General features: G+C 63.4%; 27 protein-coding genes. 12 read left to right on the top strand and 15 right to left on the bottom strand.

What is annotated here, in order from left to right:
* The 4 genes from pstA to PLN84_RS05825 form a co-directional block, all read left to right on the top strand.
* A partial coding sequence (gene pstA, locus PLN84_RS05810; protein WP_348531968.1) for a phosphate ABC transporter permease PstA occupies positions 1-1,230 on the top strand: 1,230 nt, incomplete at its 5' end.
* Positions 1,231-1,992 carry a phosphate ABC transporter ATP-binding protein PstB gene (gene pstB, locus PLN84_RS05815; protein ID WP_292383815.1) on the top strand — a complete coding sequence of 254 codons (762 nt, stop codon included), beginning with the start codon at positions 1,231-1,233 and terminating at the stop codon, positions 1,990-1,992.
* Between the two features lie 9 nt (positions 1,993-2,001).
* Entirely contained in the window at positions 2,002-2,652 is a 651-nt protein-coding gene (gene phoU, locus PLN84_RS05820; protein ID WP_292383814.1) for a phosphate signaling complex protein PhoU, read from the top strand.
* A 114-nt stretch (positions 2,653-2,766) separates the two neighbouring features.
* Positions 2,767-4,311 (top strand): RNB domain-containing ribonuclease, encoded by a 1,545-nt coding sequence (locus PLN84_RS05825; RefSeq protein ID WP_292383812.1) that lies wholly within the window; start codon positions 2,767-2,769, stop codon positions 4,309-4,311.
* Here the strand turns inward: PLN84_RS05825 and PLN84_RS05830 are convergent.
* The 3 genes from PLN84_RS05830 to PLN84_RS05840 all read right to left on the bottom strand — a co-directional run bounded on the left by PLN84_RS05830 (position 4,247) and on the right by PLN84_RS05840 (position 6,652).
* A complete protein-coding gene (locus tag PLN84_RS05830) occupies positions 4,247-5,071 on the bottom strand; it encodes a mechanosensitive ion channel family protein (RefSeq protein ID WP_292383810.1) in 825 nt (274 codons plus the stop codon). The genes PLN84_RS05825 and PLN84_RS05830 overlap by 65 nt on opposite strands.
* A gap of 191 nt (positions 5,072-5,262) precedes the next feature.
* The gene (locus PLN84_RS05835) at positions 5,263-5,958 is read right to left on the bottom strand and encodes a lactate utilization protein (protein ID WP_292383808.1); all 696 of its coding nucleotides are present in this window, start codon (positions 5,956-5,958) and stop codon (positions 5,263-5,265) included.
* A 121-nt stretch (positions 5,959-6,079) separates the two neighbouring features.
* The gene (locus tag PLN84_RS05840; RefSeq protein ID WP_292383807.1) at positions 6,080-6,652 is read right to left on the bottom strand and encodes an MGMT family protein; all 573 of its coding nucleotides are present in this window, start codon (positions 6,650-6,652) and stop codon (positions 6,080-6,082) included.
* A gap of 198 nt (positions 6,653-6,850) precedes the next feature.
* Here PLN84_RS05840 and PLN84_RS05845 point away from each other — a divergent pair, with 198 nt between their 5' ends.
* Positions 6,851-7,576 carry a VTT domain-containing protein gene (locus PLN84_RS05845; protein ID WP_292383805.1) on the top strand — a complete coding sequence of 242 codons (726 nt, stop codon included), beginning with the start codon at positions 6,851-6,853 and terminating at the stop codon, positions 7,574-7,576.
* Between the two features lie 40 nt (positions 7,577-7,616).
* Positions 7,617-8,591, top strand: a complete 975-nt coding sequence (locus tag PLN84_RS05850) for a cache domain-containing protein (protein ID WP_292383803.1) — start codon at positions 7,617-7,619, stop codon at positions 8,589-8,591.
* A 160-nt stretch (positions 8,592-8,751) separates the two neighbouring features.
* Here the strand turns inward: PLN84_RS05850 and PLN84_RS05855 are convergent, their stop codons facing one another.
* Positions 8,752-9,138, bottom strand: a complete 387-nt coding sequence (locus PLN84_RS05855; protein ID WP_292383801.1) for a DUF4440 domain-containing protein — start codon at positions 9,136-9,138, stop codon at positions 8,752-8,754.
* Between the two features lie 229 nt (positions 9,139-9,367).
* Between PLN84_RS05855 and PLN84_RS05860 the strand changes: the two genes are divergently transcribed.
* Positions 9,368-10,102 carry a flavodoxin family protein gene (locus PLN84_RS05860; protein WP_292558531.1) on the top strand — a complete coding sequence of 245 codons (735 nt, stop codon included), beginning with the start codon at positions 9,368-9,370 and terminating at the stop codon, positions 10,100-10,102.
* Between the two features lie 27 nt (positions 10,103-10,129).
* On the opposite strand, the gene PLN84_RS05865 is transcribed toward PLN84_RS05860, so the two are convergent.
* The 3 genes from PLN84_RS05865 to PLN84_RS05875 form a co-directional block, all read right to left on the bottom strand.
* Complete coding sequence (locus PLN84_RS05865; RefSeq protein WP_292383797.1) at positions 10,130-10,441, bottom strand: hypothetical protein; 312 nt, start codon at positions 10,439-10,441, stop codon at positions 10,130-10,132.
* A 274-nt stretch (positions 10,442-10,715) separates the two neighbouring features.
* Positions 10,716-12,221, bottom strand: coding sequence for a glutamine synthetase family protein (locus PLN84_RS05870; protein WP_292383796.1), 1,506 nt, complete (start codon positions 12,219-12,221; stop codon positions 10,716-10,718).
* A gap of 225 nt (positions 12,222-12,446) precedes the next feature.
* Complete coding sequence (locus PLN84_RS05875) at positions 12,447-13,481, bottom strand: M28 family metallopeptidase (protein WP_292383794.1); 1,035 nt, start codon at positions 13,479-13,481, stop codon at positions 12,447-12,449.
* Between the two features lie 168 nt (positions 13,482-13,649).
* On the opposite strand from PLN84_RS05875, the gene PLN84_RS05880 reads away from it, so the two are divergent.
* Entirely contained in the window at positions 13,650-14,081 is a 432-nt protein-coding gene (locus PLN84_RS05880; RefSeq protein WP_292383792.1) for a DUF61 family protein, read from the top strand.
* 15 nt (positions 14,082-14,096) lie between these two features.
* On the opposite strand, the gene PLN84_RS05885 is transcribed toward PLN84_RS05880, so the two are convergent.
* The gene (locus PLN84_RS05885) at positions 14,097-14,357 is read right to left on the bottom strand and encodes a hypothetical protein (RefSeq protein ID WP_292383791.1); all 261 of its coding nucleotides are present in this window, start codon (positions 14,355-14,357) and stop codon (positions 14,097-14,099) included.
* Between the two features lie 180 nt (positions 14,358-14,537).
* The gene (locus tag PLN84_RS05890) at positions 14,538-15,125 is read right to left on the bottom strand and encodes a hypothetical protein (protein WP_292383790.1); all 588 of its coding nucleotides are present in this window, start codon (positions 15,123-15,125) and stop codon (positions 14,538-14,540) included.
* 345 nt (positions 15,126-15,470) lie between these two features.
* Between PLN84_RS05890 and PLN84_RS05895 the strand changes: the two genes are divergently transcribed.
* Positions 15,471-16,151, top strand: a complete 681-nt coding sequence (locus tag PLN84_RS05895; RefSeq protein ID WP_292558529.1) for a SprT family zinc-dependent metalloprotease — start codon at positions 15,471-15,473, stop codon at positions 16,149-16,151.
* A gap of 11 nt (positions 16,152-16,162) precedes the next feature.
* Here the strand turns inward: PLN84_RS05895 and PLN84_RS05900 are convergent, their stop codons facing one another.
* From PLN84_RS05900 to PLN84_RS05925, 6 genes are all read right to left on the bottom strand, one after another.
* Positions 16,163-17,764: a PAS domain-containing protein gene (locus tag PLN84_RS05900; RefSeq protein ID WP_292383787.1), complete on the bottom strand. Its 1,602-nt coding sequence runs from the start codon at positions 17,762-17,764 to the stop codon at positions 16,163-16,165.
* A 186-nt stretch (positions 17,765-17,950) separates the two neighbouring features.
* On the bottom strand, positions 17,951-18,625 hold the full coding sequence (locus tag PLN84_RS05905) for a small multi-drug export protein (RefSeq protein WP_292558527.1): 675 nt from the start codon (positions 18,623-18,625) through the stop codon (positions 17,951-17,953).
* 44 nt (positions 18,626-18,669) lie between these two features.
* A complete protein-coding gene (locus PLN84_RS05910) occupies positions 18,670-19,113 on the bottom strand; it encodes an FAD synthase (RefSeq protein WP_292383783.1) in 444 nt (147 codons plus the stop codon).
* Complete coding sequence (locus tag PLN84_RS05915; RefSeq protein WP_292383781.1) at positions 19,110-19,481, bottom strand: Mov34/MPN/PAD-1 family protein; 372 nt, start codon at positions 19,479-19,481, stop codon at positions 19,110-19,112. Before PLN84_RS05915 ends, PLN84_RS05910 begins: the two co-directional genes overlap by 4 nt.
* A 106-nt stretch (positions 19,482-19,587) precedes the next feature.
* A complete protein-coding gene (locus PLN84_RS05920; protein ID WP_292383779.1) occupies positions 19,588-20,892 on the bottom strand; it encodes a fasciclin domain-containing protein in 1,305 nt (434 codons plus the stop codon).
* Positions 20,893-21,142: 250 nt separating this feature from the next.
* On the bottom strand, positions 21,143-22,567 hold the full coding sequence (locus PLN84_RS05925) for a dihydropteroate synthase-like protein (RefSeq protein WP_292383777.1): 1,425 nt from the start codon (positions 22,565-22,567) through the stop codon (positions 21,143-21,145).
* Positions 22,568-22,610: 43 nt separating this feature from the next.
* On the opposite strand from PLN84_RS05925, the gene PLN84_RS05930 reads away from it, so the two are divergent.
* The 3 genes from PLN84_RS05930 to PLN84_RS05940 all read left to right on the top strand — a co-directional run bounded on the left by PLN84_RS05930 (position 22,611) and on the right by PLN84_RS05940 (position 25,662).
* A complete protein-coding gene (locus PLN84_RS05930) occupies positions 22,611-23,273 on the top strand; it encodes a PHP domain-containing protein (RefSeq protein ID WP_292383774.1) in 663 nt (220 codons plus the stop codon).
* Positions 23,273-24,082, top strand: a complete 810-nt coding sequence (gene truA / locus PLN84_RS05935; RefSeq protein WP_292383772.1) for a tRNA pseudouridine(38-40) synthase TruA — start codon at positions 23,273-23,275, stop codon at positions 24,080-24,082. Before PLN84_RS05930 ends, truA begins: the two co-directional genes overlap by 1 nt.
* A gap of 491 nt (positions 24,083-24,573) precedes the next feature.
* Positions 24,574-25,662 carry a glycosyltransferase family 2 protein gene (locus PLN84_RS05940; protein ID WP_292383770.1) on the top strand — a complete coding sequence of 363 codons (1,089 nt, stop codon included), beginning with the start codon at positions 24,574-24,576 and terminating at the stop codon, positions 25,660-25,662.
* The last annotated feature ends 15 nt before the right edge of the window (positions 25,663-25,677 follow it).

The following is a 25,677-nucleotide window of genomic DNA, read 5'->3' on the forward strand; positions in this document are numbered from 1 at the left end:
GGCGAGACGATGGCGGTGCTCATGGTCACGGGGAACGCCGCCGTCATCCCGGACCCGATCTTCGACGTCTTCTCCCCCGTGCGGACGCTGACCGGGACGTTGGGTATCGAGATGGGCGAAGTCGCGTTCGGGAGCCTGCACTACCACGCGCTCTTCGGCGTCGCGGTGGTCCTGCTCCTCATTACGCTCGCCGTCAACAGCGCGGCACGGGTCGTCGTCAGCCGCATACAGGGAACACAGGGCGTGACATGGGCCGCGCCGTGCAGAACCCCGGAGACATCGGTCAGAGGGATGAAGGGCGCACTCCGGCGCAGTAGCCTGTATCGAGCGTTTACAGCGGCCCTCTCACGCACCACCCCACTCACACGCCGGCCCCAAACGAGGATCTTCCATCCGAAGACCGCACAGCGGTGTGCGTTCTTTCTGGTATCGCTCTCGGTCGCGATCGTGCTCGTGGTCCTCGGCGTGATCCTCGTTGAGATCGTCGTCAACGGGGCCGGCGCGCTCACCTGGGAGTTCCTGACCGGGTCCCCGAAAGACCTCGGGAGAGCGGGAGGGATCTTTCCCGCGATTGCCGGGACACTCTGTCTCGTGGGAGGAGCACTCGCAGTTGCTCTTCCCCTCGGGATCGCGACGGCCGTTTACCTCATCGAGTATACGGCGGAGACCCCGCTGACGCGGGGCATCCGTGCAGCGGTGGACCTGCTGAACGGAACGCCGTCGATCGTCTTCGGGCTCTTCGGCTTCGCGTTCCTCGTCCTCTTCCTGAACCTCGGGGTCTCGATGATCGCCGGGCAAATCACCCTCGGATTGATGATCCTCCCGACGATCATACGGACGACCGAAGAGTCCCTCCGGTCGATCCCGCACTCCCTCCGGGAAGGGAGCTATGCTCTCGGAGCAACGAAGTGGCAGACGATCCGGCGGGTGGTCCTCCCCCCGGCAATCCCCGGGATCCTCACCGGAGCGATCCTCTCCATCGGGCGTGCCGCAGGCGAGACGGCCCCCATCATGTTCACCGCAACGGTCTGCAGCAGCAAGTTCCTGCCCTCGTCGCTTACGGAGCCGGTGATGGCGCTCCCCTACCATCTCTTCATCCTCACGACGAGCGTCCCGGGGGCATCCACGCAGAAGTTCGGGACCGCCCTCGTGCTCCTCCTCATGGTCCTCTCGATCTACCTCGTCGCGATCCTCGTTCGGCGGCGATACCATCGGACAACGGTGATGTAAATGGACGAATCTACAATCCTTGAGACAAAGGATCTCAACCTCTGGTACGGGCAGAAACACGCCCTCGTGGAGATCTCGGTTCGCGTCCCGAGAAACAGGGTCACGGCACTCATCGGGCCTTCGGGATGCGGGAAATCAACCCTGCTCCGGTGCTGTAACCGGATGAACGACCTCATCGACTCGTCGAGGGTAACCGGAGAGATCCTGTTTGACGGGAACAATATTCACGATCCTCGTGCGGATGTCTACACGATCCGCGAGAAGATCGGCATGGTCTTCCAGAAACCCAACCCGTTCCAGAAGAGCATCTACGAGAACGTCGTCTATGGCCCCCGCATTCACGGGGTGAGCGAGAAGAAGGCGCTCGACCGTATCGCCGAGGAGAGCCTGAAGGGCGCCGCGCTCTGGGACGAGGTGAAGGACCGCCTCCACGAACCCGCGCTCGCCCTCTCGGGCGGGCAGCAGCAGAGGCTCTGCATTGCACGATGTCTTGCAGTCGGACCGGAGGTGATCCTGATGGACGAACCCTGCTCCGCCCTCGACCCCATCGCCACGGCAAAGATCGAGGACCTCATCATCCGGCTTGCCCAGCAGTATACGGTCGTCATCGTCACGCACAACATGCAGCAGGCGGCACGGGCCAGCGACTATACCGGGTTCATGTACCTGGGGAAGCTGGTGGAGTTTGATAAAACCACGAAGATCTTCGAAGATCCCGGTGAAGAACTGACGGAGAACTACATCACCGGACGGTTCGGGTAGGGAGATCCAATGGTAGAGAGATATCACACTGAACTTGCATCCTTAAAAGGGGATGTCCTCGCGATGGGCCACCTCGCGCAGGGGATGTTGCACCAGTCGCTGGAAGCGCTGAAGACCCGGGATGCGGTGGTCGTCGGATCGATCGACCGGGACAAGAAGAGGATAGCAGATTACGACCACGATATCGAGCAGAAATGCCTGAGGCTCATCGCCCTCCATCAGCCGATGGCAAAAGACCTGCGGATGATCGCAGCCTCGATGAAGGTGATCACGAACCTCTACCGCATCGGGCGCTACGGGAAAGACATCGCCATCGTTGTACCCGATCTTGCCAGGGCGCCGCACGTGGGAAACCTCGTCAGCATCCCCCATATGGGAGATCTCGTCGAGGGGATGATCGCAGATACGCTGATCGCCTTCGAACACGAAGATCTCACAGCGATAAGCGATATCAGGGACAGGGAGGTCGCCGTCGACGCCCTCAGGTACTCCGTATTCCGCGAGTGCCTCACCTACATGATGGAGGACCCAAAGAAGATCGCGCAGTGCACGAACTACGTCATGATCGCCCGGTACCTCGAACGCTGCGGGGACCACGCCTGCAAGATCGCGGAGAAGGTGCACTACATGGTGACGGGCGACCGGCTCGAGATCCGGTGAGCGGATGCCCGTTTCGAGCCTCACGATATCGAACCTCTCAAAGGCGATCGGGATGGGCGAGTGGATCGCACCTTTACAAGCCGTTTTATACCCGCAAACGAATCTTTCACCCATATGCAGGACCAGCCATACGTCGACCTCGATGCCATCGCGTGGATGGCGATGGAGCAGTACGGGTTTTTCCCGGCGTTCCCCAGGCCCGTCGTCCGGGAAGTCGGGGCTCTCCCCGAAGACACGTTTGCAGACCCCCCCGGCGATCCCCGCGACCTCCGCTCGCTCCTCTGGTCGTCGATCGACAACCACGATTCACAGGACCTCGACCAGATAGAGGTCTGCGAGCGGGGAAAGAACGGGGCGATCCGGGTCCGGGTCGCGATCGCCGACGTCGATGCGCTCGTCCCGAAGGGGTCGTGGACGGACCGGCACGCCGCCCATAACGGGACATCGGTCTACACCGGCGTCGTGACGTTCCCCATGCTCCCCGACCGCCTCTCGGCGGGCCTCTCATCGCTCCTGCCCGGCCGGGACCACATGGCGGTCGTCATCGAGTATACCGTCCTCCCCGACGGGAGCACGAAACCCGGCGGGGTCTACCGGGCAATCGTCGCGAACCACGCGAAGCTCGTCTACGAGGAGGTCGGCGACTGGCTCGCGGGAGCCGGACCCGCCCCCCGGACGGTCGCAGAGACGCCGGGGTTCGCAGAGCAGGTCCTTCTCCAGCACGAGGCCGCGACGCGGATGAAGAAGCGGCGGACGGAGCAGGGGGCGCTCGCCCTCGAGACGATCGAGGCCGAACCGGTCGTGGCCGGCGGCCGGGTCCTGGAACTCGTCGTCCAGGAGCAGAACCTCGCCCGGTGCCTCATCGAGGAGTTCATGGTCGCGGCGAACGGCAGCCTGACGGCGTTCCTCGCGGCCGCCGGTCTACCCATGATCCACCGGATCGTCCGCACCCCGAAGAACTGGCCGGGGATCGTGAGGGAGGCCGCGGAGCACGGCGAGACCCTCCCCGCAGAACCGAACGCGGAGGCGCTCACCCGGTTCCTCATCCGGCAGAAGGCGGCCGACCCCGACCGTTTCCCCGACCTCTCCCTCACGATCGTGAAGCTGATGGGGGCGGGTGAGTATGTAGCCTTCCGGCCGGGCGAGACCCCGGTCGGCCACTTCGCCCTCGCCGTAACCGACTACACCCACGGCACCGCCCCGAACCGGCGCTACGTCGACTTAATCATCCAGCGGCTGGTGAAATCAGTCATCAACGACGCGAGGTATCCTCCCTACACCCCCGAAGAACTCGACGACCTCGCCCTCCACCTCACCGACCGCGAGAAGGCCTCGCAGAAGGTCGAGCGCTTCGTCCGGAAGGCGGCGGCCGCGGTCCTTCTCCGCGACCGGATCGGGGAATCGTTTGCGGCGTTCGTCACCGGCGCCTCGGAGAAAGGGACGTATGTCCGGCTGATCGACCCGCCGGCCGAGGGAAAGGTCGTTCTCGGCGAGGAGGGGCTCAGGGTCGGCCAGAGGGTCCGGGTCCGCCTGATGGCGACGGACCCCTACCGGGGCTTCATCGACTTCGAGCATACCGGAGAAGAAAAGAGGGTTACTGGACCGGGTCCAGCTGAACAGCCATCCGGGGAACCGGGATCTCGATCCCGGCGTCCCTGAACGCCCTGACGACGTCGCGGGTCAGGTCGCCCTTTACGTCCCAGAAGTCGGGCGTCTTCGTCCATGCCCGGAGTGCGAGGTTCACCGACGAATCGGCCAGTTCCGTGACGACGACCACAGGTTGCGGCGAAGGCAGCACCGCCTCGTGGGCCTTCATCAGGTCGGTCGCGACCCGGATGGCGAGGTTGAGGTCGCTGCCGTAGGCGACCCCGACCCCGACCTCGACACGGCGGGTCTCCATGCGGGTGGAGTTGATCACCGGGCTCCCCCAGACGAGGGAGTTGGGGATGGTGATGTAGGTGTTGTCGGGCTTCAGGAGCTCGGTCGCCATAATGCCGACCGCGGAGACCGTTCCGGAGATGCCGTTGACCTCGACGAACTCACCCTTATCGATGGGGCGGAGGGCCGCCACCCAGACCCCGGCAGCGAGGTTGGTGATGGTGTCCTGGAGACCGAAGCCGAGGATGAGCCCGATCACCGCCGAGAGGCCGAGCACCACGGACGAGATATCAATCCCGACCGCTGAGAGGACGACGAGGACAAGGATCACGTAGAGCAGGATCGAGAAGAACCGGACGAGGAACTCGGCGACCAGGGCGGGCAGGTGCGACGCGCGGGAGAGTGCCTTCTTGAAAGAAGCGATGAGCACTTTCACCGCGATCCACCCGGTCACGGCGACGATCACGGCGAAAACGACGTTTTCGAGCGTGATGTCGGCGAGTGGAATGGTGGTGGTATTGAGTGTGCCTATGATATCCATGCATAGAAACGTGGGGCGGAATAACAGATAAATGGGGCACGCCCGATAGCGGAGCAGGGGAAGTGCGTCACGGCGATGGTGCGAATGCCCGGCCTGCCGGGGCGGGCCGGACACGACCTTGGGCGGACCCCCCATCCTCCGGGAAAGGGCGGGGCCACCGTGATCACGCCCGGTGGGCAGGAACCCCCGTTCTAGTAGCCGAGCGGCTGGCGGATCAGGATGAGGGTAGTCCTCCCCGGAGCATCTTCCCTGTCGAGGATCACGTGCCTGCCGATATAACTCCCGACGCCGTAGGTGCGCTGCGCACGCTGGTTCTCCAGCGGCAGGCAGTACTCCCGGCACCGCCGGAGCCCCTCGTCGACGGTCGGCATGATCTTGTTTGTCCCCGAGACGAGGATGAGATGGGCCGCCGCGTGAGGCCACGCCCCCATCCGGCTCCCGGTTTTGTCGCACCCGACGATCTCGCCGGACTCGGCAATCGCCTGCACCCCGGAGAGGAAGTAGTCGGCAGTCACGCTCTTCCTGCGGAGCTCGTGCCGCTTCTCCGTATCGTTCTCGGCCGTGATGATCGCGTGGTAGTCCCGCCACCCTTTCGGGTTCTCCTTGAGCACCCGGTCAAACCCCATCTCGACCAGGGTCGTCGAGTAGCCGTTCATGACCTCAGCCCCTTCGGGGAGCAGGTTGACGAGAGCCCCGAGCGCCTCCTCCGCGGTATCCACAGGGATCACCCTGACGTTCCGTGCCTCGATAGCTGCAACCGTCTTCTGGATCGTTGCGTCGTCCGGCATCCGGTTCCACCGTTCCACATCCACCCCGGCATCCTTCATCAGGTTCGCCGCACTGTACTCCGTGGGTTTTGTCATCTGCTGACCTGTACTATCTGCCATCGGATCACCGTGGGGACGGGGGGACGTCATCCCACATATACCTCTGGGTCGGGTCGCGCAGGACGGTTATCCAGGGCGTTGCAGAGAACCACCCGGAAGGCTCGTGAACTCTGCGGCCGCGTCAATACCACGTCTTCTCCATGAGCACCCGGCCGTCCTCACGGAACCTGACCCCCTCCATCTCAAGCAGCCTCCGTTTCATGTCGAGGCCTGCCTGGAACCCGCCCAGCCGCCCGTCCGATCGCAGGGCACGGTGGCAGGGGATGACGAGGGGGAACGGGTTCCGGGCGAGCGCGCTGCCGACCGCCCGCGAAGCGCCGGGATTCCCGATATGCCGGGCAATACGCCCGTAGGTGCTGACATGCCCCCGGGGAATGCCGTACTCGGTGAGGAGGACCCGCCGCTGGAAGGGCGGACAGCGGTCAAGGTCGAGGAGATCGATCTCGAACCGCACGTCGTGACCGCGGAGGAACGACTGTATCGCGGCGATCAGCGCCCGGACGGCTTCGTCGCGGGGCTCCCCGACGGGCGTGACGCCCTCGTCCACTACCGCGCCGGCGTGCGGGTCGCCGGGGAGGAAAATCTGCCGAATCTTCGATCCGGATGCGGACGAGACCCATACGAGGCGGACCTGACCGAACGCCGTCGTGATCCCGGTGACCATCGGCACCGCCGTGTCGGGAGGAGGATCCATAACCAGAGTGAACCGCTGTCCGTATTAATCTCTGAGGAGAGGTCGGGATGAGGGCCGGAGACCCGGAACCGATGAGCGCGGTGGAGCGGGCGCGGGAATCGGCCTGTTTGGACCCTCCCGTGACCGTGGGGCGGCCTCAGGGAGAGCATCGGTACCGGCACAGCAAAGGATTTAGGTCCGCGTATAGACTGATAGCAGATGTTCGAACAACTGGGGTCGATCGTCGATCTCATCATACACTTCGATGATTTCCTGCCGCTTGTTATAGAGGAGTACGGGACATTCGTGTACTTCTTCCTCTTCCTCATCATCTTCCTCGAGACGGGGGTCGTCGTCACCCCCTACCTGCCGGGCGACTCGCTCCTCTTCCTTGTAGGCGCAATCGCCGCACAGGGGGGCCTCAACATTCTCTCCGTCCTCGTCCTCCTGATCGTCGCGGCGATCGCGGGAGACACCGTGAACTACTGGATCGGGCGATCGTTCGGCTCCCGGTTCCTCTCACGGGGGATCCCGTTCATCAAAGAGCACCATATCGCAAAGACCGAGTCGTACTTCAAGAGATACGGCGGGAGGACCATCGTCATAGCCAGGTTCGCCCCGTTCGTCAGGACCCTGGCACCGTTCCTTGCGGGTACAGGAAAGATGGACTACTCCAGGTTCATCCAGTTCAACGCAGCCGGAGGAGTGCTGTGGGTATCGAGTTTTATCTTCGCAGGGTTTCTCTTCGGGAACGTTCCCTTCATCTCCGAGAACTTCAGCCTCGTCGTGTTTGCAATCATCGCAGTCTCGATGGTCGGCGTGGGCTCCATGATCTTGCCAAGCGGCTCTGACACCCTCCTGAGAGGATTTTCCCCTTTCAGGGCGTTCAGACCGCCGGCAGTCCATGGGCAGATGGAGAACGCACCGTTTCAACGAAGAAGATAATACCGACGTCTTTTTGAGGGGGCCCGCCGCACGAAAGGGTATGAAAAGATACCATCTCGTCGGCACGGTCTGCCTTCTCGCGCTCCTCGCAGTCCTCGTGACCGGGTGCAGCAGCCCGGGCGTCCGGGAGGTCGCGGAGGAGAACACGACCACCGAGGACCTTGCAGCCTTCGTCCGGGAAGCCGCAGCCTACGCGGAGACCGCCGGTAAGGATGCCGCGCTCGCCGAGTTCGGGAACGCTTCCGGCCGGTTCTCACTGGGAGACTTCTACGTGTATGCCTGCGACTACAATGGGACGCTCCTTGCGCACCCCTACGGGAGCGAAGCGGTCGGGACCGACCGGGGCAACTGGACCGATCTCCGGGGTCTGCCGGTGATCCGTATCGGTGCCGCTAGGGCGGCAGACGGCGGAGGGTTCATCGCCTACCTCTACCCGGCACCGGAGAACGGAACCGTCAATGAATCGGCAGGGGAGGCGTATCTCCCGAAGCTCGGCTACGTCGCCCCCGCCGGGGAGGGATGGTGGATCGGGTCGGGTGTTTACCTCTCCGAAACCGCCGGAACCGGCCGGGAACGGTACCCGGAGGCTGTATCGGCGATGGTCGACCTCGTCGAGCGCGGCGCCGCCTACGGCCGCAACCACGAAAAGGCGACGGCGTTTGCCGAGATCTCGAACCAGACCGGGAGCCTCGTCGACCCGGCGGGCCACTACCTCTACGCCTACGACTACAACGGGACACTCCTCGCCCATCCCTACCTCCAGGCCGCGGTCGGGAGCAGCCTGATAGAGCGGCAGGACCCCTTCGGGATGAAGAACATCCGGGCGCTCAGGGATACCGCACGCGACGGCGGGGGATTCATCGTCTTCGTCTGGCCGAACCCCGATAAGGAGAACCGTGAAGAACTGAAGATCGGCTACGTCCTCCCGGTCGATGAAGACTGGTGGGTCGGGTCGGGCGTCTATCTCTTCGAGGTAACCGGGACGGATGCAGCCCTCCCCTCCCCGGCCCCCTGAAGAATACCCTTTTTCCGTGAGTCACACCGTTCCCGCGCCCGGGGGACCGCACCTCTCGTATCGGCAAGGGTTACGCCGGGGACCGGTCCCTCTACCGCCTCAACCGTCCCCGGTAGCGAGGGGAGCCGGTCGCGGGCAGGATATCGTGCTGTTCCCCGGATCAGGGGGAGGCATTCCAGATATCCCACATATTCTTCCAGCCGTCCGCCGTGCGTTTCCACATGACGACGAACTTGATCTTCTGCTCGGCAGGCGTCCCGCCCGGGGGGCGGACCCTGAGGATGCCCGTTCCCCGCTCGTGTGCATAATCGCCGCTTCTGGAGAGTTCGATCGTGGTTAACTCCGCCTCCTGCACACCCGAGGCCATGACGGTCCTCCAGAACTCCTCGATCGCACCCTTCCCCTCGACCACGGGGGCATCCGGGGGGAAGACCACGGCGTCCCCGGCATAGATGGATGCCGTTATCGAGGCGTCGCCCTTCCGGAACCCCTCGGAGAATCTCCTGTTATTCGCATCGATTGCCTTCCTTGCTTCGTCATCAACCATATTCCATCCCCCTGGAACGTCGTTCACAACCGGGCCCACAGGGACCGCCGGTGTATTTAATGGTATCCGGGGGCTGCACGCCCTCCTGGAAAGAGGGGTCGGGAAACCCCGGCGGGCGTCCAGCGGGGCCCTCCGGGACAGGAACCCGCGAAGCCGGCCGCCATCATTATCCCCCCTGCCGCTACCCGCCAGAAATACCTTTAAGGGCCTTATCGCAGAGGGGGGTCCGATGAAGATAGTTGCCTTTAACGGAAGCCCCCGTGCGGAGCAAAGCAACACGCACGTCATGGTCGAGGCATTCCTCGCCGGGGCACAGGGTGCGGGAGCAGAGGTCGAGAATATATTCCTCGCCGAAAAGAGACTCGGGTACTGCCTGGGCTGCTTCTCCTGCTGGTCAAAGACCCCCGGGACCTGCATCCAGGCCGACGGGATGGAGGAACTGCTGGAGAAGTACCTCTCCGCCGACGTGGCGGTCTTCGCCACGCCGCTCCATAACGACAACGTCTCGGTGCTCACGAAGAACTTCATCGACCGTCTCCTGCCGGCCGGCGACCCCCACTTCGAGAGGGACGAGGTAGGCGAGGTCCGCCACGTCCGGGGAGCAAGACCGGCCCCGAAATTCGTCATGATCGCAAACTGCGGGTTCCCCGAACAGAGCCATTTCCAGGTCCTGCGCCTCCTCACCCGGAGAATGGCGAGGAACTACCACACGGAGTTCGTCGGGGAGATCTACCGGGGGATGGGGAGCCTGCTCCAGGAAGAAGAACTACGGCCGCTCATCGATGCCTACCGGGGCCTGCTCGGGATGGCCGGTGCAGAGGTCGTGATTAACGGGCGGATCTCTCCAGAGACCGGCCAACGCCTCGAAGAGCCCCTGATCCCGGCGCCGGACTACGTCGATATCTTCCTTTCAAACGTGAACGCCTACATGGAAGAAGGCATCGCGGCGAACCGGAGGACATAGCCCCAGCCGGGGCGGGAGAAAAAGGGTTCAGGGGGTCGGTGCGGCCTCCGCGACCGCCTCTTCCTCCATGGCCTCGCTGTCCCAGACCATGGGGCTCTTCATCTCGGTCATGATCACCCGTGAACCGGCGGGGACCCGGATCGCGTCGCCGATATCCTCGGGGGCCCCTGCCCAGACGACCTGGTGTTTGACGTCCCCGTCGGGCAGCAACACCACGACGCTGTAGGTGTTCATACCCTCCTCAGGGGTACCCTCGCCCTCGCCCGGCGTCACCCGGTAGCAGGTGAACTTGACCGGTCCCGATTCCTCTCCCATGCTCTCTTCTGCTCCGCCTTTCATTCCACATACCTCCATCATCCGGAGTGCGGCAGGGGCCAGGGTTCCGGACGGCCTCGACAGCAATGCAGAGGCCGTATCCTCGACCGCCGGGGTCCCCGCCTCACCCCGGAGAGCCACCCCCTCTGGAGCACCCTCTAATAATAACTTACCCCCGGCATGCACCCTGCCCGGGAGCGGGGCGGTCGGCATCGGCGCCGGGGCTATCTGCCGGTATAGAGACAGCAAAAAGCCGATCGGAAAAATGTTCTGCCGTGAGAGCCGGGAAAACCCGCTCTCACGCAATATGGAGGTACTCTTCGACCAGTTCCCGTATCGCTTCGTTGTTGCCGTAGAGCCTCTCGCTCAGCCCCCGGTCATCGAACGCCTTCAGCGAGGCGATCCGGCTCTCGATCATCCCCGTCGGGAAGATCCCGTCCGCTTCAAAGATCGCCCGCTTTGCCTCGAGGGCTTCAGCGGACTCGACGCACGAGGCGGGGAGCTGCCTGAATGTGGCAAGCCGTTCCCTGAACTCAGGCCGGAAGATGTTGCCGCTGACGTAGAGCTGCTCGGCCATCTCGAGCGCGGCGGGCATCTCGATTCCGCGGAGCGCCGCCACGACGAGACCGGCGACGATCAGGTAGGGATTGGCCGACCCGTCGGCGACCCGGTACTCGAACGTCTGCTTGGAGGGGCGCTCTTCCGCGCAGGAATCTTCGCAGGGGTTGGCGTCACGGGTCATGTTCCCGGCACCGACCCAGCCGAGGGGGACGCGGACCACGACCGAACGGTTGCGGTCGCCCCAGCAGATCGTCGTCGGCGCCTCCTGGTGGGGGACGAGCCGGAGGTAGGAGGTCGGGATGGTGTTCCCGAACGCCGTCAGGGCGTCGGAAGCATCAAGGATGCCGGCGATCATCTTCCGGGCAAGCGGGCTTAATCCGCCGCCTTCGACCAGCAGGTTCCGGCCGTCCTTCTCGACGAGCATGTGGAAGTGCATCCCGCTCCCGGCCTTGCCGACGGTGATCTTCGGGGCGAAGCTGATCTCGACGCCGTACTGGTAGCCGAGCATCCGCAGGACCCACTTGGCGACGATCACCTGCTCGACCGCCTGCTCCACAGGCATCGGGAGGAACTCGATCTCGTGCTGCTCGTAGTAGGCGTCTCCGGCAAAGAAGCACCCGACCTCGGAGTGGCCGTACTTGATCCTGCCGCCGGCGCGGGCGACGAGGCGCATTGCTTCGTCACGCAGGTCTGCGAACTTGACGAAGGGTTCGGCCGAGTGATAGCCCTTCTGGTCGCGGCCGGGATAGAGGTCCTCTTTGGGGCTGATGACGTAATACTCAAGTTCGCCGAGGGTCTTGAAGGTGCACCCGGTCCGACGGGTGAATTCCTGGTCTGCTTTCCGGAGCACGTATTCGGGAGAACTCTCCAGCGGCTTCCCGTCGTTGTCGTAGAACGAGCAGAGGAGTTCCAGTGTCGGCACCTCGGTAAAGGGGTTTACGAACGCCGTACGGTACCGGGGAATTACGTAAAGGTCGCTGCTTCCTGCCTCGATGAACGAGAAGAGGTTGCTGCCGTCGACACGCTCGCCGTCCGAGAGGATGGTATCGAGGTGCTCCATTGAGGAGATGACGAAGTTGAGGGTCTTGAGCTTGCCATCTTCGGCGGCGTACCGGAAGTTGACCATCTGAATGCCGTTTTCCGCACAAAAACGGATGATATCTTCCCTGGTAAACTCCGCCGGATCTTTCTTGAGATAACGAACCAGATCGTTGGGGTTCATCAGGATCTCGGAATCTCTCATATTTTCCTAACGTTGGCTTCGACCGTATAAAAGCGTGCTCTCCGCTCCGCATCCGACCGGAGAGGGGGACCGGACCCCGGGCCGCAGGAAAGGCGTTCGCCCGCTCCAGGCGGGACGATAGGCTCCGGTTGCCCGGCGGGATGACGGATGGGCCATGAGAATCTATTCATCTCCCCCTGCGCGACGGATAACGGCGCTGTTTCTCGACCTGACCGGAATCTCCGGTCATCGATCTGCCCGGTCAACCCTCCCGGAACGGTTCCAGGATATCGGCGGTGGGTCATCGGCGACCGGCGTCCTCGGGAGGGTGGGGCTTTCTGCATCGTCCCCGATACCGGCCATCTCCGCAAGCACCGAGAGGCCGAGCCGGGCGTTCCTCACGGCATACTGAAACGAGACGTGGTCGACGGTGTCGTCCGGGGTATGGGCCGAACCGTGCCCCTCGCAGTGGGTCATCACAGCCGGATAGCCCCGGTCCTGGAAGGGCAGATGGTCCGAGGCGCAGGTGTTATTGTTCACCGTCAGGGTGAAGTTCGTCGCGTAGAGGGTATTGTAGTCCGTCATGAGTGCCGCGATATCCGAGGAGTTCTCGTCGCACATGATGTCGAGGACGGAACGGTTCAGGGGGTCGTAGCAGGCCGAGTCGTAGTTGAGGTAGAGTACGACCGGGACTGATGCGTCCGCCGTGTTCCCGGCATAGTCGGTGCTGCCGTACCGCCCGTTCTCTTCGGCGTTCCAGAACGCGAACTGCACCGTTCGGTCAAACGAGTGCCTGCTCATCACCTCCGCGAGTTCCAGGACGATCGCAACGCCGCACCCGTTGTCGGTAGCCCCGGGTGCACGGGCGGGGTCCGACGACCTGCTGTCGTAGTGCGCCCCCACCACGACAACCTCATCGGAGGTAGTATTCTTCCCGGGGAGCGTGGCGATGACGTTCCTGAGATCACCCCCCTGGAACTCCACCTCGATACCGGGGATGCCGTCAAGTCTCGCGGCGAGGTACTCGCCTGCCTCCCGGTTCCCCGGGGTGCCGAAGACCCGGGTCGAGATCTCCTGCAGGTCATATGTCGTCTCCTGAAGGTCGGATTCGTTGACTTCCGTGAGCATTGCGGCGATGGCGGGGTTCTGCTCTCCGGTAGCACCTGCCGCGGCGGCGACGAGGAGCGCCGTGCCGACGAGCAGCAGGACGGAGATGAGCGTCTTCCGGGGGCGGCGGGTATGCTGTTGGGTGTCCCTGCGGCACGCTGAATCATGTTTCATGAATAATCACATAGAAGGCGCCGCATCTGGAGTAGAGACTGATATACTTTTCCGGGGGCGGCGGGAGGGGGGGTGGGCTCCGGCAGGTCCGGGGCCAGGTATATATTGCATGCCGGAGACTGATCTCCGGACCCGACCAGGGGTGAGGAAACCCACGGGGAGCGCACCATGCCCGACCGACCATCAGCAGGCGACGGGTCGACCCTCTTACGGTGGATGCGGCTTGAGATCGGCAAGATCAACGACGGCGTCGTTGCGGAGCGAAAGCGCCTCTCCCTGCTCCTCTCAGAGGAGCACCCCTCGGCCGTCACGAAGGGCGGGACCCGGTACGACTTCGATCAAGACGTCCTCCTCCGGCTGGAGCAGGCCCTCCCGGGGAGGCTGCAGAGGCGGCTCCGGCTTCCGATCCTCTTTTATTTCGGCTCCAGGGTCCCGGACAGTTTTTTCCTCGCGGATGAGACTGCGGTGCAGGCCCTCCAGTGCCTGCAGGAGATCAGTCCTCTCCGGAGGATGCAGGGTGGGAGGCTCTGGATGGCAAAACCCCTCGTATACGCCATCAAGAACAGGTACCCGACGGCCGTGCAGATCGTGATGGGATAGAGGGGCGGTCGTACATCAAAAAGGGGAGATATCCTCCCCGCGATCAGCCGCGATGTCCATCTGCCGGACCACTGGTGGGTGGCCGACGATGGGGTACGCGGCAGGCGAAGTGCTCCACGACCCATACTCCATGTGCCGGATCTCACCTGCCGGCGAAGCCGAAGACAGCGGATCCTGTGTTCCGACGACGATGCAGGCTATCAACCCGCCAATGACCAGGGCCTGAATGACAACGGTCAATACTATGGCCATCTTCTGCTGCTGGATCTCGATCACCTCGCCGACACGGTCGCGGGGATCACATATAAATTTTGCTAATAATATACTATTGTGTAATATATTGTAATACAAATATACAATAGATGCAACAGCGGGTGACCGTGCGCCCGGCGTCCCGGATCGCATGCAGACGGCTGCAGGGCAGCCCGGGTGCCGCGGGCGGCCGCACCCCGGCCGTCAACCCGAGCGGCCCGGGTCCTGTTTCGTCCCGAAGGCTCGCCGGACCCGGTCAAGCACCGGACGGGAGACCTCATCCATCTGCCGGTCGAAGTAGTCCACCCACTCCGCGACGATCGCGAGCTTCCTCTGCTGGTTATCGAGCCGTTCCTGCAGGCAGTCAATGGTCTCCCGCCACCGGTCGGTCTCCTCTCTCCGCTGCTCCTCTATCCGTTCGAGTTCAGCCGTCATCTGTGCTATGCGGCGTTCCTGGCGGGCCAGCGTCTCCTGCATCACCCGGAGGTCGAGCACCACCTCGGGCGGGAGGGGGACGCCGACCCGGTCGACCGCAACTGCGGGCTCCTCCGGCGCAGCGGGCCTCCTGCCGGATTTGACCTCCGTGGTGACTTCTTCGGGAGTGAGACCCTTCCCGGAGAGTTCCACGAGTTCCCGGACAATCCCGACCGTCTTCTGCGGGAAGAGCCTGACCGGGCCGATGGTCCGGTAGGTGAAGAGGCTGTCGTAGGTCTGGATGAGTATCCGGACATCTCGTTCGGAGAGCCCGGTGAGGTGCGCAATATCGCCGATCTTGAGTTCCTTCTCGCTCATGATGCTGCCCCTTACAACTTCGGGGTCCAAGGGGTGCAAGAAAGCCCCCGGCTTGAGCCGTGGGATGAATTGCACCCCTGGTAAGTTCCATTTTCACCCCGCGCGGGGTATCTTTTTGTCATAGTGGACACCATTGTTCTCTGTGTTGGGTGGGGCACACCCGAATCTACGCTTGTGGAGATCAGGACCACTACACCCCTAATTCTGGCGGTGCAAGTCCCGATCGATGAAGCAAGAATCTCCCGGCTTGAGCCGTGGGAGAGTGTCAACATACGTTTGTCGCCATCAGATATAGGAGCGTGCCGGATCGCGGGGTTTTTCTCGCTGCCGTCCGATTACTGGTACATGGACCGGGGAGGGACGGGGAGAGTCCCGGCCGGCACGACCGTCGTCCGGAAGGCGGTGCGGTCGGCCCGCCTCCAGGTGCGGCCTGACGGGACCCTGCGGGTGGTTGCCCCCCCGTCATTCGACGTCGCGGGGTTCCTGCAACGCAACACGGCCTGGATCGAGGAGCGGCGCGAGGAGTTCGACCGGCTGGCCGCCGAAGGGTGCGGGAGGGAGGAGATGCTCCTCCTGCACGGGAGGTTCTACCACCTGATACCGGGGACCCGGTTTGTGGTCGACGATACGCGCGGTACGATCACCTGCCCGCCCGGCACCGCTCTCCGGAGAAGCCTTACCCGGATGCTGAGGGAGGAGGTTGCAGACCACCTGAAGACTTGCACGGACCCGGCAGGGTGGAGGCCGAAGATCGCGGTGAAGTTGCAGCGAACCCGGTGGGGGAGTTGCTCGACGCTCGGCAACATCAACATCAACCTGCGGGTCATAGCCCTCCCCGGCTCCTTGCGGGAGTATGTCGTCGTCCATGAGGCAGCCCACCTCCTTGAGCCGAACCACTCAAAAAGGTTCTGGCATCTCGTCGGCGGCCGTTACCCGGGATACCGGGAGGCGGAGGCCGAACTGCGGCGTTACTGGGTCATTCTCGAACGAAACCGGGTCTGGGGTTCGATCCGCGATGCGACTTGAGGGAGACGATATCAAGAGTACTTCCGCCAGAACATGGAGAGTTTTCTCGACTCCGCCCACCGCTCGTCGAGCTGATCGATGATACCGTTGATTCGTTGCACCTGCTGCCGGATCTTCTCCGTCGTCGCGGCATCGTCGATCAACTCGGCCCGCCCCATGATCGCCTGGAGCGGGTTCCGGATATGGTCGGCGAGGAGGGCGAACTGCTCCATGTTCCGCTCGACCTGGCTGTAGGCCTTCGACTTCAAGTCTTCAACCTCCCTCTGAGCGGTGATATCCCGGGAAACGGTGATGATCCGCCCGACATTGCCCTGCTCGAAGATGGGGATCAGCATCTCCCGGATGACCACGATCCGGTCGTCGAATCTGAGGGCCCGCTCCGATGTCAGCGGCCGTCCGGTTCGTATGACCCGTTCGTACTGCTGCCTCGCGGCGGGCGGGAGGAACGGCAGCGCGACAAACAGGTTCTTCCCTACGACATCCGTCGCGAGGCCGAGTTCTTCGCACCAGGCGACGAAGGCGTCGTTTGCGAGGAGGAGGGTGAGATCGGTATCGACGACGGTGACGGTATCGGTGATGGCGTCGAGGACGACCTGATAGAGGTCTTCTGACTCCCGGAAGACGTACTCGGACTGCTTCCGATCGAGCGCGCTCGCGATGATCTGGACGGCAGCGGAGAGGAGTGCGACATCCTCGTCTGCGAACCCGGGCCCGCCGGTGCTCCGGTCGAACCCGACAAACCCGACGACCGCCCGTTGCAGGTGGAGCGGGATCAGCAGCGTCGCGGCAACACCGTGCCGCTTCAGGAACTCGCGCTCCTCCCTGCGCGGCCGTCCTTCCCGGGACGTTCCGTCCACAAGAACGGTCTCGCCCTCGAGGATCCGGACGACCCACCAGGGGAGGTCGCGCGCAAAGAGGGTCTGGAACTCCCCCCGCCGGGACTCCCGCTCCGGCCGGCACCACTCGTGCGTTGTACCGACGAGCGTCCTGGCGTCGTTGAAGAGGGAGAAAGAGGCCCTGCATGCCCCGCACGCACGGCCGAGGTCCTCAAGCGAGGTGTCGATGGCCGGATCGAGCCCCGCAGGATCCACAAAACGTGCCGGCATCGAAGCGACGGTCCGCGCGAGGCTGCGGGGGTGACCGGGGGCATCCTCTGCCTTTCGTTGCGCGGTGACGTCCATGCAGGAGACGAGGAGCCAGAGATCGGCGGCACGGGGGCCGGGGACGGTGTTGACCGAGAGCCGGGCGCCAAAGAGTGACGAGTCTCTTCGCCGGGCGGTAACTGTCCCGCTCCACTGCCCGGCGGAGAGAGCACAGCCGATACAGTCCGGCCCCTCGCCCCCGGCAAGCCAGAGGAAGTCTACCGGCTGTCCGATCACGTCCTGCAGGTCGTAACCCCACATGGCAAGCAACGAAGCGTTGGCAAAGACGATACGCCCCTCTCGATCGGCGATGCAGGTTCCGGCTAACGATGTCTCGACCACCTGCCGCAGCACCGTGGCAGGAATCTCCGGGCTGCCGACAGCGTTCGCTCTCTCCCGACAATCCAGATCGTCATCGTGCTGCCCTGAAAGTTCTCCGTTCAGCGAACGGTTCGCCGTGTATGGAACCATACTCGTATCGTCCCCGGGCTGTAGAGCCGAGCCGTCTCCTGCCGCCTTCTGGGTCCTGACCCGGATGATCAATCCCCCGGGCCGCATATATAGTTTCTGTTTGTGCCGGCTTCGACCCCGGCGCGTCGGGGACCATTCGTCCCGGGTGCCATCCCGGATACAGGATAGTGGGGATCCTCTGCGGGATCAGGCTTTCGCCTCGTGCCTGTTCCGGTAACTCCGGTAGGTCACCAGGAGCGCGGCTCCGATCAGGAGGAAGACGGCGAGCGAGACCCAGAGCCCGGCCCCTGCCGGGACGAGGTTCACGACGTAGTCGATACCGAGAGCGATGGCAAAACTGCCGATGATCCCGCCGATGGTGATGCAGGAGAGGACCTCGGTCTTCGTCATACCGAGCATTCTCCCGACGATAGAGCCGACGAGGCTCCCCGACCCGTCGAACGGGAAGCTCACGAAGGCGATGAGACCGAGGAAATAGAGCCGCTCAAGCCACGGCCGCCGGTCCAGAAACGTCCTGCCCGCCTCCATGAACCGGCGAATCCAGGGCCCGGCATAAGGGATGCGCAGGACCAGCGGAAAGTTCCAGGCCATAAAGAGCCCGCCGGCGAAGTCCAGGAACGCCAGGGAGAACGCGACCAGCCACCAGGGAAGCCCGAGAAGGATGCCGACCGGGATGATCGTCTCCCGGCCGAGCGGCGGGACGACGTAGGCGACCATCATCCCGAAGAGCAGGAGCCACTGCTCCGCCGGAAGGAGGAGCCGTACAACGGCAAGAAAGGCTCCGCAGAGCAGGAACGGGACCGAGATCTTCAGCCAGTTCGTTCGGTCGTCGGCGTCGCCCCATCCATCGGTCTGCCGCATGAACCGCCGTCACCTGCGGGAGGGTGCCCGCGCTTCCCGGGTCATCACTCCCTCTCGCCGGTGGGGCGGGAAAGAGAGCGGGTCTTCAAGATACACTCGACTATCTTCGATGAACTGGCAAGCGGGCCGGGATATCCGGGTATCCGGACGACATCCGCGTCGAGTCCGCGGTCACGGAGCCTCTGCCGGAGGCTCTCCTCATCGAAATGCTGGTTAAACCCGAGCGTGATGATATCGGGCCGGAACTCCTCGATCGGCCGAAACATATCATGGAGGTCACCGAGGAGCGCATGGTCGACCGGCCGTAACGCCCGGACCATCCGGAGCCGCTGCTCCTCCGGGAGGATCGGCTGCGGCTTATGCTTTACGTTTGCATCCCGCGCCACGATCACGACGAGTTCGTCGCCGAGTCTCCGCGACTCTTCAAGGTAGTAGAGGTGCCCGGGGTGGAGGATATCAAATGTCCCCGTTGCGACCACGCGGATCACTCGACCACCTCGAGGTGTGTCGCGCGGCCGTCCGCCCGGTAGCACCGCCAGTCCCTCATCGTGTAGGGATACCCGACAATGATGTGGTACCGGCCCACCGTGGGGAAGAACCTGAGATCCGCCGACGACGGCGAGAGGACGCCGTTCGGGTGACTATGGGCGCTGCCGGCCTGGTGGGTATCCAGCGGGAGCATATCGACGAAGAACGAGGCGCTCTCCTCCCCGACGATAGTCCCGGGCACCAGGTCGAGGTCCCGGATGATGCCGTCCTGTTCCCGCAACACGGCAACGAACTCATCCGGATAGTGTTCCTTGCCAAGTTCGAGGAGCATCGCAAGTAGATCCCTGCTGATCCCACGTATGACCATTCTCCTGAATAGTTGGGGAGAAGGGGACATAAGCCCTCGCGTCCGGCATGCGTGCCGGCCGCAAGCACCGGCCCGCCGGGAGTCAGGAAGGAAAAAGAGGGGGTGCTCAGGGGATGACTCTTCCTTCCGGCGGGGCCACCGGGGTGATGTTCCCGATCGGGGTCACGGTCTCTACGGGCGTCACGTTCCCGTCGACGGTGACGTTCACCGTCTCGAAGACGAGCGGAATGAGCGGCGTGTGGTCGTTGTTGACCACCTGGACCGAGAGGTTGTGCTCGCCCGCCGTCACGTTCTCCCAGGTGTGGGAGAGGTTCGCGGAGACGACGTAGCCGCCGGTCTCCGGGATGGCGGGCTCACTCTCGTTCGTCGGCACAGGGGCGTCCAGGTAGTAGTGCAGGTGCCCCTCGCCCGGCGCGTTCGGCTGCCCGGTCGGCTCCACCAGCGTGAAGTTCGTGACGTTCACGCTCACCGTAACGTTCCCGGCAGCGACGCTGGCGCCCTCCATGGGTTCGACGATGGTGACGTTCGCTTCAGTGGGCGGCGTCACGTTATCCGCCGGTGTCGGGGTCACGTTCTCTGCCGGGATGAGACCCTCCGGGACGAGGACCCTGTCGATGACGTTGACGATGCCGTTCTCGGCGGCAACGTCAGCAGTGACGATTGTAGCGTTCTCTATGGTGAGGTTGCCGTCGACCGCAGTGACGTTGATCGTGTTCCCGGCAAGCGTATCGAGAGTCGTCATGTTCCCGGTGGTGTTTGCTGCCGCCATCAGGTCTTCTACGGTATAGTTCCCCTCCACCACGTGATGCATCAGCAGGGCGTCAAGCATCTCCGTATCGTTGAAGATTGTCGTAAGAGTCTGGTTGCCGAGCGCCTCAAAAGCGGCATCGTCCGGAGCAAAGACCGTATACGGCCCGCCCTCAGAGAGCACCGCCTGCGCAAGTCCGGCCTTCTCGATAGCCTCCGTAAATACGGTCAGGTTCTCGTTCTGACCGACCAGCTCGGCCAGCGTCATGCTCGCCGGCTCTTCCCCGGGGGTCACGTTCTCGTCCGGGGCGACCGCCATCCCCTCGGGGACGACGATGACGACACCCTCCATCGGCGTCCGCTGCGTCGAGGCGTTGATCACGCAACCGTAGGGGTAAGTCCCCGTATCGGCGAAGGTATAGTCGAAGGTCTCGTTCTGCTCTATCGGCCCTGAGTCGAAGACCCCTCCCGTGCTGGTGACGGAATGGCTTACCAGGTCATAATTCATCCAGGTTACCGTAGTATTGCTCTCGATCGTGAGTGATGCGGGGTGATACAACCCGTCCCGTATCTCAACATCGGCAGTCGCCGCGAGAACCGGCAGGGCAACGAGGCCGATGGCCAGGGCCGCTACGAGCCCGAGTGTAATTGGATTCCTTCTCATGCAGTTTCACCACGTTTTGAACCCTGACAGGGTGAGAGCGGGTCTCCTGGGAGATCCCGGCGCAGCGTACCCTCTGTCGCCGGCAACCCGCGCTACGTGCGGTATCTTCCGACCGGTTCGGCACCGCTCACCGCTGCCATGGACGGGGAGATAACCGATAAATTATATAACTGTTCTTATAATTTTGAGGGGCCAGGGCCCTCGACCGGATTCCACCCCACATCATGAACAAAAAACGCCGGCAGACTGCTCAGAACGGCCCGTCCTGCTCAAAACTCCGTCCCAGCCGCAGAGCGAGTTCCGCCTTGAAGAGTTCCTTTCCGAGATAGGCGGCGTGGTCGAGCCGTGAGAGACTCCCCTCCTGAAGGAGCGTGTCAAAGACATCTTCCCAGTGTCTCCCCCGCACGGCCCGGCCCCGGTGGACCGCGACGATGCAGTCCCCCTCGATGCCGATGCGGATGCACCCGAGGGGGTCGTAGACGATCTCGTCCGGGGCGGTGGCGGCGTCCACGATACTCTCGTACTCCAGCGACGGCTCACGCCGCCGTCGTTTCTCCTTCAGGACCAGGAGATCGAGCCCCAGGTCCTTGGGGTAGGGGCGGTCGGTCGCGAGCACCATCATCTCAGTTGCCCGCCGCATCTCCGCCACCGAGCCCCGGGTCTTGTCGCTGTGCTCGCTTGTGAAGACGACGGCGGCCCCGACCTCATGCGCTATCCCCGCGAGCAGCGCATTCGCCCCGGGAGAGTCGGCGTCGAGCAACTCCACGACGTTGCCCGCCCCGAAGAAGAGCGGGCGAGGAGCGCCCTGAAACCCGGCAAGCGATCCCGTCAACCCGGAACCCACCGGCTGAAGGAGGGGGTCGGCGATCAGGCGGCGGATCCCGGCCTCTCTCGCCGCCGCAAGGTTCTCTTGCAGTGTCCGCTCGCGCGGCACCACGACCGCGGCCGCCCCGGCCTCCGCAACCGCCTCCCCGACGGCCGGGATGTTCCCCTCGTGCAGGGAGAGCACCAGGTCGGCGCGGGAGAGGGCCGCCGCGATGAGGAGCGGGTCCTGCGTATCGACCGCCAGGGGACCTTCGACCTCTGCGAGGGCCGCAAAGCACCGCACGACGTCGTCCTCGGTCGTATCGAACCCGAACCCCAGGTCCACGATATCGGCCCCGTCGGCAAAGAACCGCCGGACGTCGGCGAGGAGATCGTCGCGCTTGTGCGCGTCCATGATCTCCGCAAGCACCTTCATCCTGGAACCCCCCCCTATCCTGGTACCCCGGATGATGAAGTCGGCGTCCGCCTCCGTCTCCCGGAGCGCCACCTGCCGGCAGGCCTCTTCACGCCGTGTCTCTGCAAGGAATTCATCGGCCGGAACGGTCTTCGAGAGCGGGGCGCGGTCGAGCACACGGAGGACCAGCGGGAGGTCGGCCGCATGCCGCGGACCGCGGTAGATCGGAACCCCGGTCTCGCGCTCGACGTCGGCAAAGGATGCGGTGCACATCCCTGAAACGATCGCCATATCGTAGTTCCCGGCGAGAAGCAGCCCCCTGAGGGTGCCGGGCGCAAGGAACGACGCGATATCGCCGGTGACCGCCACGTCTATCTTGTAGCGGCCGCAAAAGCGCTCAGCCGCCGCCTTCACTATCGCGGCCGTTGCCGATCCGGTCGGGAGAAGAATGCGCATACACTTCACTTATTATTCAGCGGGTGCCAAATAATCTGATCTCATGCTGCGGTGCGATCTGCATGTCCATACCAGGTACTCCAGGGACGGAGAGAGCAGTGTGGAAGAAATCCTCCGGCGAGCGGAGACAGTCGGCCTCGATGCCGTCGCGATCACCGATCACGACACGGTGGAAGGCGCCCGCTACGCCCTGCAGTGCGAAACCACCGTGACCGTGATCCCGGGCACCGAGATATCGACGAGACAGGGCCACCTGCTCGCTCTCGGGGTCACGGAGCCCCTGCCGGCAGGGCTTGACTTCCACGAAACCGTCGCTCTCGCCCGTGCCCGGGGTGCCCTCCTGATCCTCCCCCACCCCTACCACCGCTGGCGCCACGGCGTCGGGAGGAGACTCGCTGCCGGCATCGAAGCAGTGGATGCGGTGGAGGTCTTCAACAGCCGCTACATCACCGGGTCGGCAAACCGGAAGGCCGCGGTCATTGCACGAACATTCGGGAAACCCGGCGTTGCCGGGAGCGACGCCCACAATGCCCGGTATGTCGGGTTCGGGGTCACCTACGTCGCGGCCGAACCGAACGCGGCCTCCATCCTCTCCGCGATCCGGGAAGGACGGACGATGGCGGGAGGGAAGATGACGCCGCTGCACACCTACACCCGCCAGTCCATCAAGGGGGCTCTCCGCAGGATACGGCGAACGGTATACTGATGAACCTGGCGTTCCGTTTCTCCTACTTCGGGGACCGCTTCTTCGGCTCGCAGGTGCAACCGGGGCTTCGCACCGTGGAGGGCGAGTTCATCGAGGCGTGCAGACGCCTCGAACTCTTCGACGGCTGGCGGGAGGCGAAGTTCGTCACCGCCGGCCGGACCGATCGCGGGGTGCATGCCAAAAACCAGGTCTGCTCGTTTCAGACCGATAAACCGGAGCGGGCGGTTGCGGCGTTGAACCAGGTGCTCCCGGCCGACATATGGTGCACGGGGTGGGCCGGGGTGCCGGACGGGTTCCACCCGCGGTACAGCGCCGCATCGAGGACCTACCGCTACTACTTCTTCCCCGCTCCCGGCGACACCGCCGCCATGCATGACGCGGCACAGGAGTTCGTCGGGCTGCACGACTTCTCGGCGTTCGCCCGCGCAAGCGACCGGAACCCGGAGCGGAGGATCATCAGGGCACGGGTCTTTGACGACAGGCCGTTCGTCGTCTTCGAGGTGACAGGGGAGAGTTTCCTCTGGAATATGGTCCGGTGCATGGCGAGTGCGCTCGAACGGGTGGGGCGGGACGAGGCCGGTCCCGGTGAGATCGCCCGGCTCCTCGTGGAACCCGCGGGACGGAGGGGGCCTGCGGCGCCACCCGAAGGGCTGGTACTCTGGGATATCGGCTATGCGATCTCCTTTACGCCACTCCCGATCGGCGAGAAGAGTCGCCGGTACCTTGCCGACCGCCACCGCCACCACACCCTTATGGCAGAGGTCTCCGCACGCCTTACACCCGAAGGTCCGGCGCCGGATACATCCTGAATATAAGGGTTACGAACGAGGCACATGAGATGCACGGATGGTTGAGTAACGGACCCTTCCCGGTATCGCTACTTTGAAAGGATCAGGTCGCAGGCGATGGATCTTCCAATAGAGGTGCGGCAGGCAAAATCGATGTTTCTGCCCGTCATCCCGGCAGGTTATATTTAAATGCTGCGGATAGCGGCACCCAATAGGACCGGATCCCCCGGGAATCATGGCGTGCCGATGCTCCGTCCCGGACTACAGTTCAATTCTCGACGTTTCTTCCCGGGCCGGAATACTTAACTAGAGAGACGCTATTTTAGGGGCACCATTATTAATTAAAACAGCTTTATATTTCGATTTATTAAGCATTTTTGCTTAATAATAACCTATTAATATATGCCAGCACAGTCCCGCTTCAGTACGTCAAGAGGGGAAAGTGGATGTACGACAAGGATCCGATTCGGGCGAGGCCATCCGTTCATCTGGAAGGGTGGTTCGCCGAAGAAATGGCTGTGCCATTGCCGCAGCACACAGATATCGAGAGAGAGAGGTGGATAGAACGCCATATAACCCGGAGTATCGGGCAGGAGAGCTCGACAGAGATCCCGGCCTTCCGCTGTGAGGTCCAGGAGCAGATCAGTCCGCTGAGGACGCCGGCGGTCCCTGGACACCGGCTGGTGGCGGGCGAGATCGCCGATGCCGCCGATGCCCCGTCCCGTCGGTCGAGCAGGATGAGAACACTTGCAGCGATCCCCTGTTTCAACGAAGAAGTCGCCATCGGTTCGGTCGTCCTGATGGCCCGGCAGCATGCCGACGAGGTTCTGGTAGTAGATGACGGATGCACGGATAACACCGTGAAGGTTGCCCGGGATGCCGGAGCGACCGTCATCTCGCACGGGGCCCGGATGGGGAAAGGACGAGGGATCAAGAGTGCTCTCCGGTACGCCGTCGATCACAACTACGACTGCCTGGTCTTCATGGACGGAGACGGTCAACACAATGCCGGGGAGATACCGCTCCTGGCCGAGCCGATCCTCACCGATACCGCCGATCTCGTCATCGGGTTTCGGAGCTTCGACCAGATGCCCACTTACCGGAGGTTCGGACGGGCGGTGCTCGATATCGCCTCCAGCAACGGCAGTGCAATCACCGACTCACAGTGCGGATTTCGGGCCCTGAACAGGAAGACGATGGAATCGATGCTCGATCTGCTGCGCAAGGATGATTTTTCGACCGAGTCCGAGATGCTCCGGATCGCGCAGGAGAAGCACCTGCGTGTCGGGGAGACGCCGATCAACTGCAAATACGACGATCTTGACACATCCACGAAAAATCCCGTTTCCCATGGAATAGAAGTGCTCGGATCGATATTCTGGCTTGTGGTAGAGAGACGACCCCTCCTGCACATCGGCCTGCCCGGGCTTGCCGCGATGCTCGTCGGCGTCTTTCTCCTGCTCCAGTTCTTCCGGGGATTCAACGAAACCGGCTTTGCCCAGATCGAGCATGGTATGCTCGCATCGCTTCTCCTGATTCCGGGCGGCGTCGCACTCGTGCTTGGCCTGGCGCTCGCTCTCATTGCAAGGGTGCGGGAGTGAGCAGGGTGAGGGGCG

It is taken from the genome of Methanoculleus sp. (assembly GCF_035363275.1).
In the GTDB taxonomy this organism is placed as follows: domain Archaea; phylum Halobacteriota; class Methanomicrobia; order Methanomicrobiales; family Methanoculleaceae; genus Methanoculleus.

What these genes read in the sequence shown, in the direction of transcription:
- pstB (WP_292383815.1), top strand. Translation starts at nt 1,231, where the DNA reads ATGGACGAATCTACAATCCTTGAGACAAAGGATCTCAACCTCTGGTAC.
- phoU (WP_292383814.1), top strand. Translation starts at nt 2,002, where the DNA reads ATGGTAGAGAGATATCACACTGAACTTGCATCCTTAAAAGGGGATGTC.
- PLN84_RS05825 (WP_292383812.1), top strand. Translation starts at nt 2,767, where the DNA reads ATGCAGGACCAGCCATACGTCGACCTCGATGCCATCGCGTGGATGGCG.
- PLN84_RS05830 (WP_292383810.1), bottom strand. Translation starts at nt 5,071, where the DNA reads ATGGATATCATAGGCACACTCAATACCACCACCATTCCACTCGCCGAC.
- PLN84_RS05835 (WP_292383808.1), bottom strand. Translation starts at nt 5,958, where the DNA reads ATGGCAGATAGTACAGGTCAGCAGATGACAAAACCCACGGAGTACAGT.
- PLN84_RS05840 (WP_292383807.1), bottom strand. Translation starts at nt 6,652, where the DNA reads ATGGATCCTCCTCCCGACACGGCGGTGCCGATGGTCACCGGGATCACG.
- PLN84_RS05845 (WP_292383805.1), top strand. Translation starts at nt 6,851, where the DNA reads ATGTTCGAACAACTGGGGTCGATCGTCGATCTCATCATACACTTCGAT.
- PLN84_RS05850 (WP_292383803.1), top strand. Translation starts at nt 7,617, where the DNA reads ATGAAAAGATACCATCTCGTCGGCACGGTCTGCCTTCTCGCGCTCCTC.
- PLN84_RS05855 (WP_292383801.1), bottom strand. Translation starts at nt 9,138, where the DNA reads ATGGTTGATGACGAAGCAAGGAAGGCAATCGATGCGAATAACAGGAGA.
- PLN84_RS05860 (WP_292558531.1), top strand. Translation starts at nt 9,368, where the DNA reads ATGAAGATAGTTGCCTTTAACGGAAGCCCCCGTGCGGAGCAAAGCAAC.
- PLN84_RS05865 (WP_292383797.1), bottom strand. Translation starts at nt 10,441, where the DNA reads ATGAAAGGCGGAGCAGAAGAGAGCATGGGAGAGGAATCGGGACCGGTC.
- PLN84_RS05870 (WP_292383796.1), bottom strand. Translation starts at nt 12,221, where the DNA reads ATGAGAGATTCCGAGATCCTGATGAACCCCAACGATCTGGTTCGTTAT.
- PLN84_RS05875 (WP_292383794.1), bottom strand. Translation starts at nt 13,481, where the DNA reads ATGAAACATGATTCAGCGTGCCGCAGGGACACCCAACAGCATACCCGC.
- PLN84_RS05880 (WP_292383792.1), top strand. Translation starts at nt 13,650, where the DNA reads ATGCCCGACCGACCATCAGCAGGCGACGGGTCGACCCTCTTACGGTGG.
- PLN84_RS05890 (WP_292383790.1), bottom strand. Translation starts at nt 15,125, where the DNA reads ATGAGCGAGAAGGAACTCAAGATCGGCGATATTGCGCACCTCACCGGG.
- PLN84_RS05895 (WP_292558529.1), top strand. Translation starts at nt 15,471, where the DNA reads ATGGACCGGGGAGGGACGGGGAGAGTCCCGGCCGGCACGACCGTCGTC.
- PLN84_RS05900 (WP_292383787.1), bottom strand. Translation starts at nt 17,764, where the DNA reads ATGGTTCCATACACGGCGAACCGTTCGCTGAACGGAGAACTTTCAGGG.
- PLN84_RS05905 (WP_292558527.1), bottom strand. Translation starts at nt 18,625, where the DNA reads ATGCGGCAGACCGATGGATGGGGCGACGCCGACGACCGAACGAACTGG.
- PLN84_RS05915 (WP_292383781.1), bottom strand. Translation starts at nt 19,481, where the DNA reads ATGGTCATACGTGGGATCAGCAGGGATCTACTTGCGATGCTCCTCGAA.
- PLN84_RS05920 (WP_292383779.1), bottom strand. Translation starts at nt 20,892, where the DNA reads ATGAGAAGGAATCCAATTACACTCGGGCTCGTAGCGGCCCTGGCCATC.
- PLN84_RS05925 (WP_292383777.1), bottom strand. Translation starts at nt 22,567, where the DNA reads ATGCGCATTCTTCTCCCGACCGGATCGGCAACGGCCGCGATAGTGAAG.
- PLN84_RS05930 (WP_292383774.1), top strand. Translation starts at nt 22,611, where the DNA reads ATGCTGCGGTGCGATCTGCATGTCCATACCAGGTACTCCAGGGACGGA.
- truA (WP_292383772.1), top strand. Translation starts at nt 23,273, where the DNA reads ATGAACCTGGCGTTCCGTTTCTCCTACTTCGGGGACCGCTTCTTCGGC.
- PLN84_RS05940 (WP_292383770.1), top strand. Translation starts at nt 24,574, where the DNA reads ATGGCTGTGCCATTGCCGCAGCACACAGATATCGAGAGAGAGAGGTGG.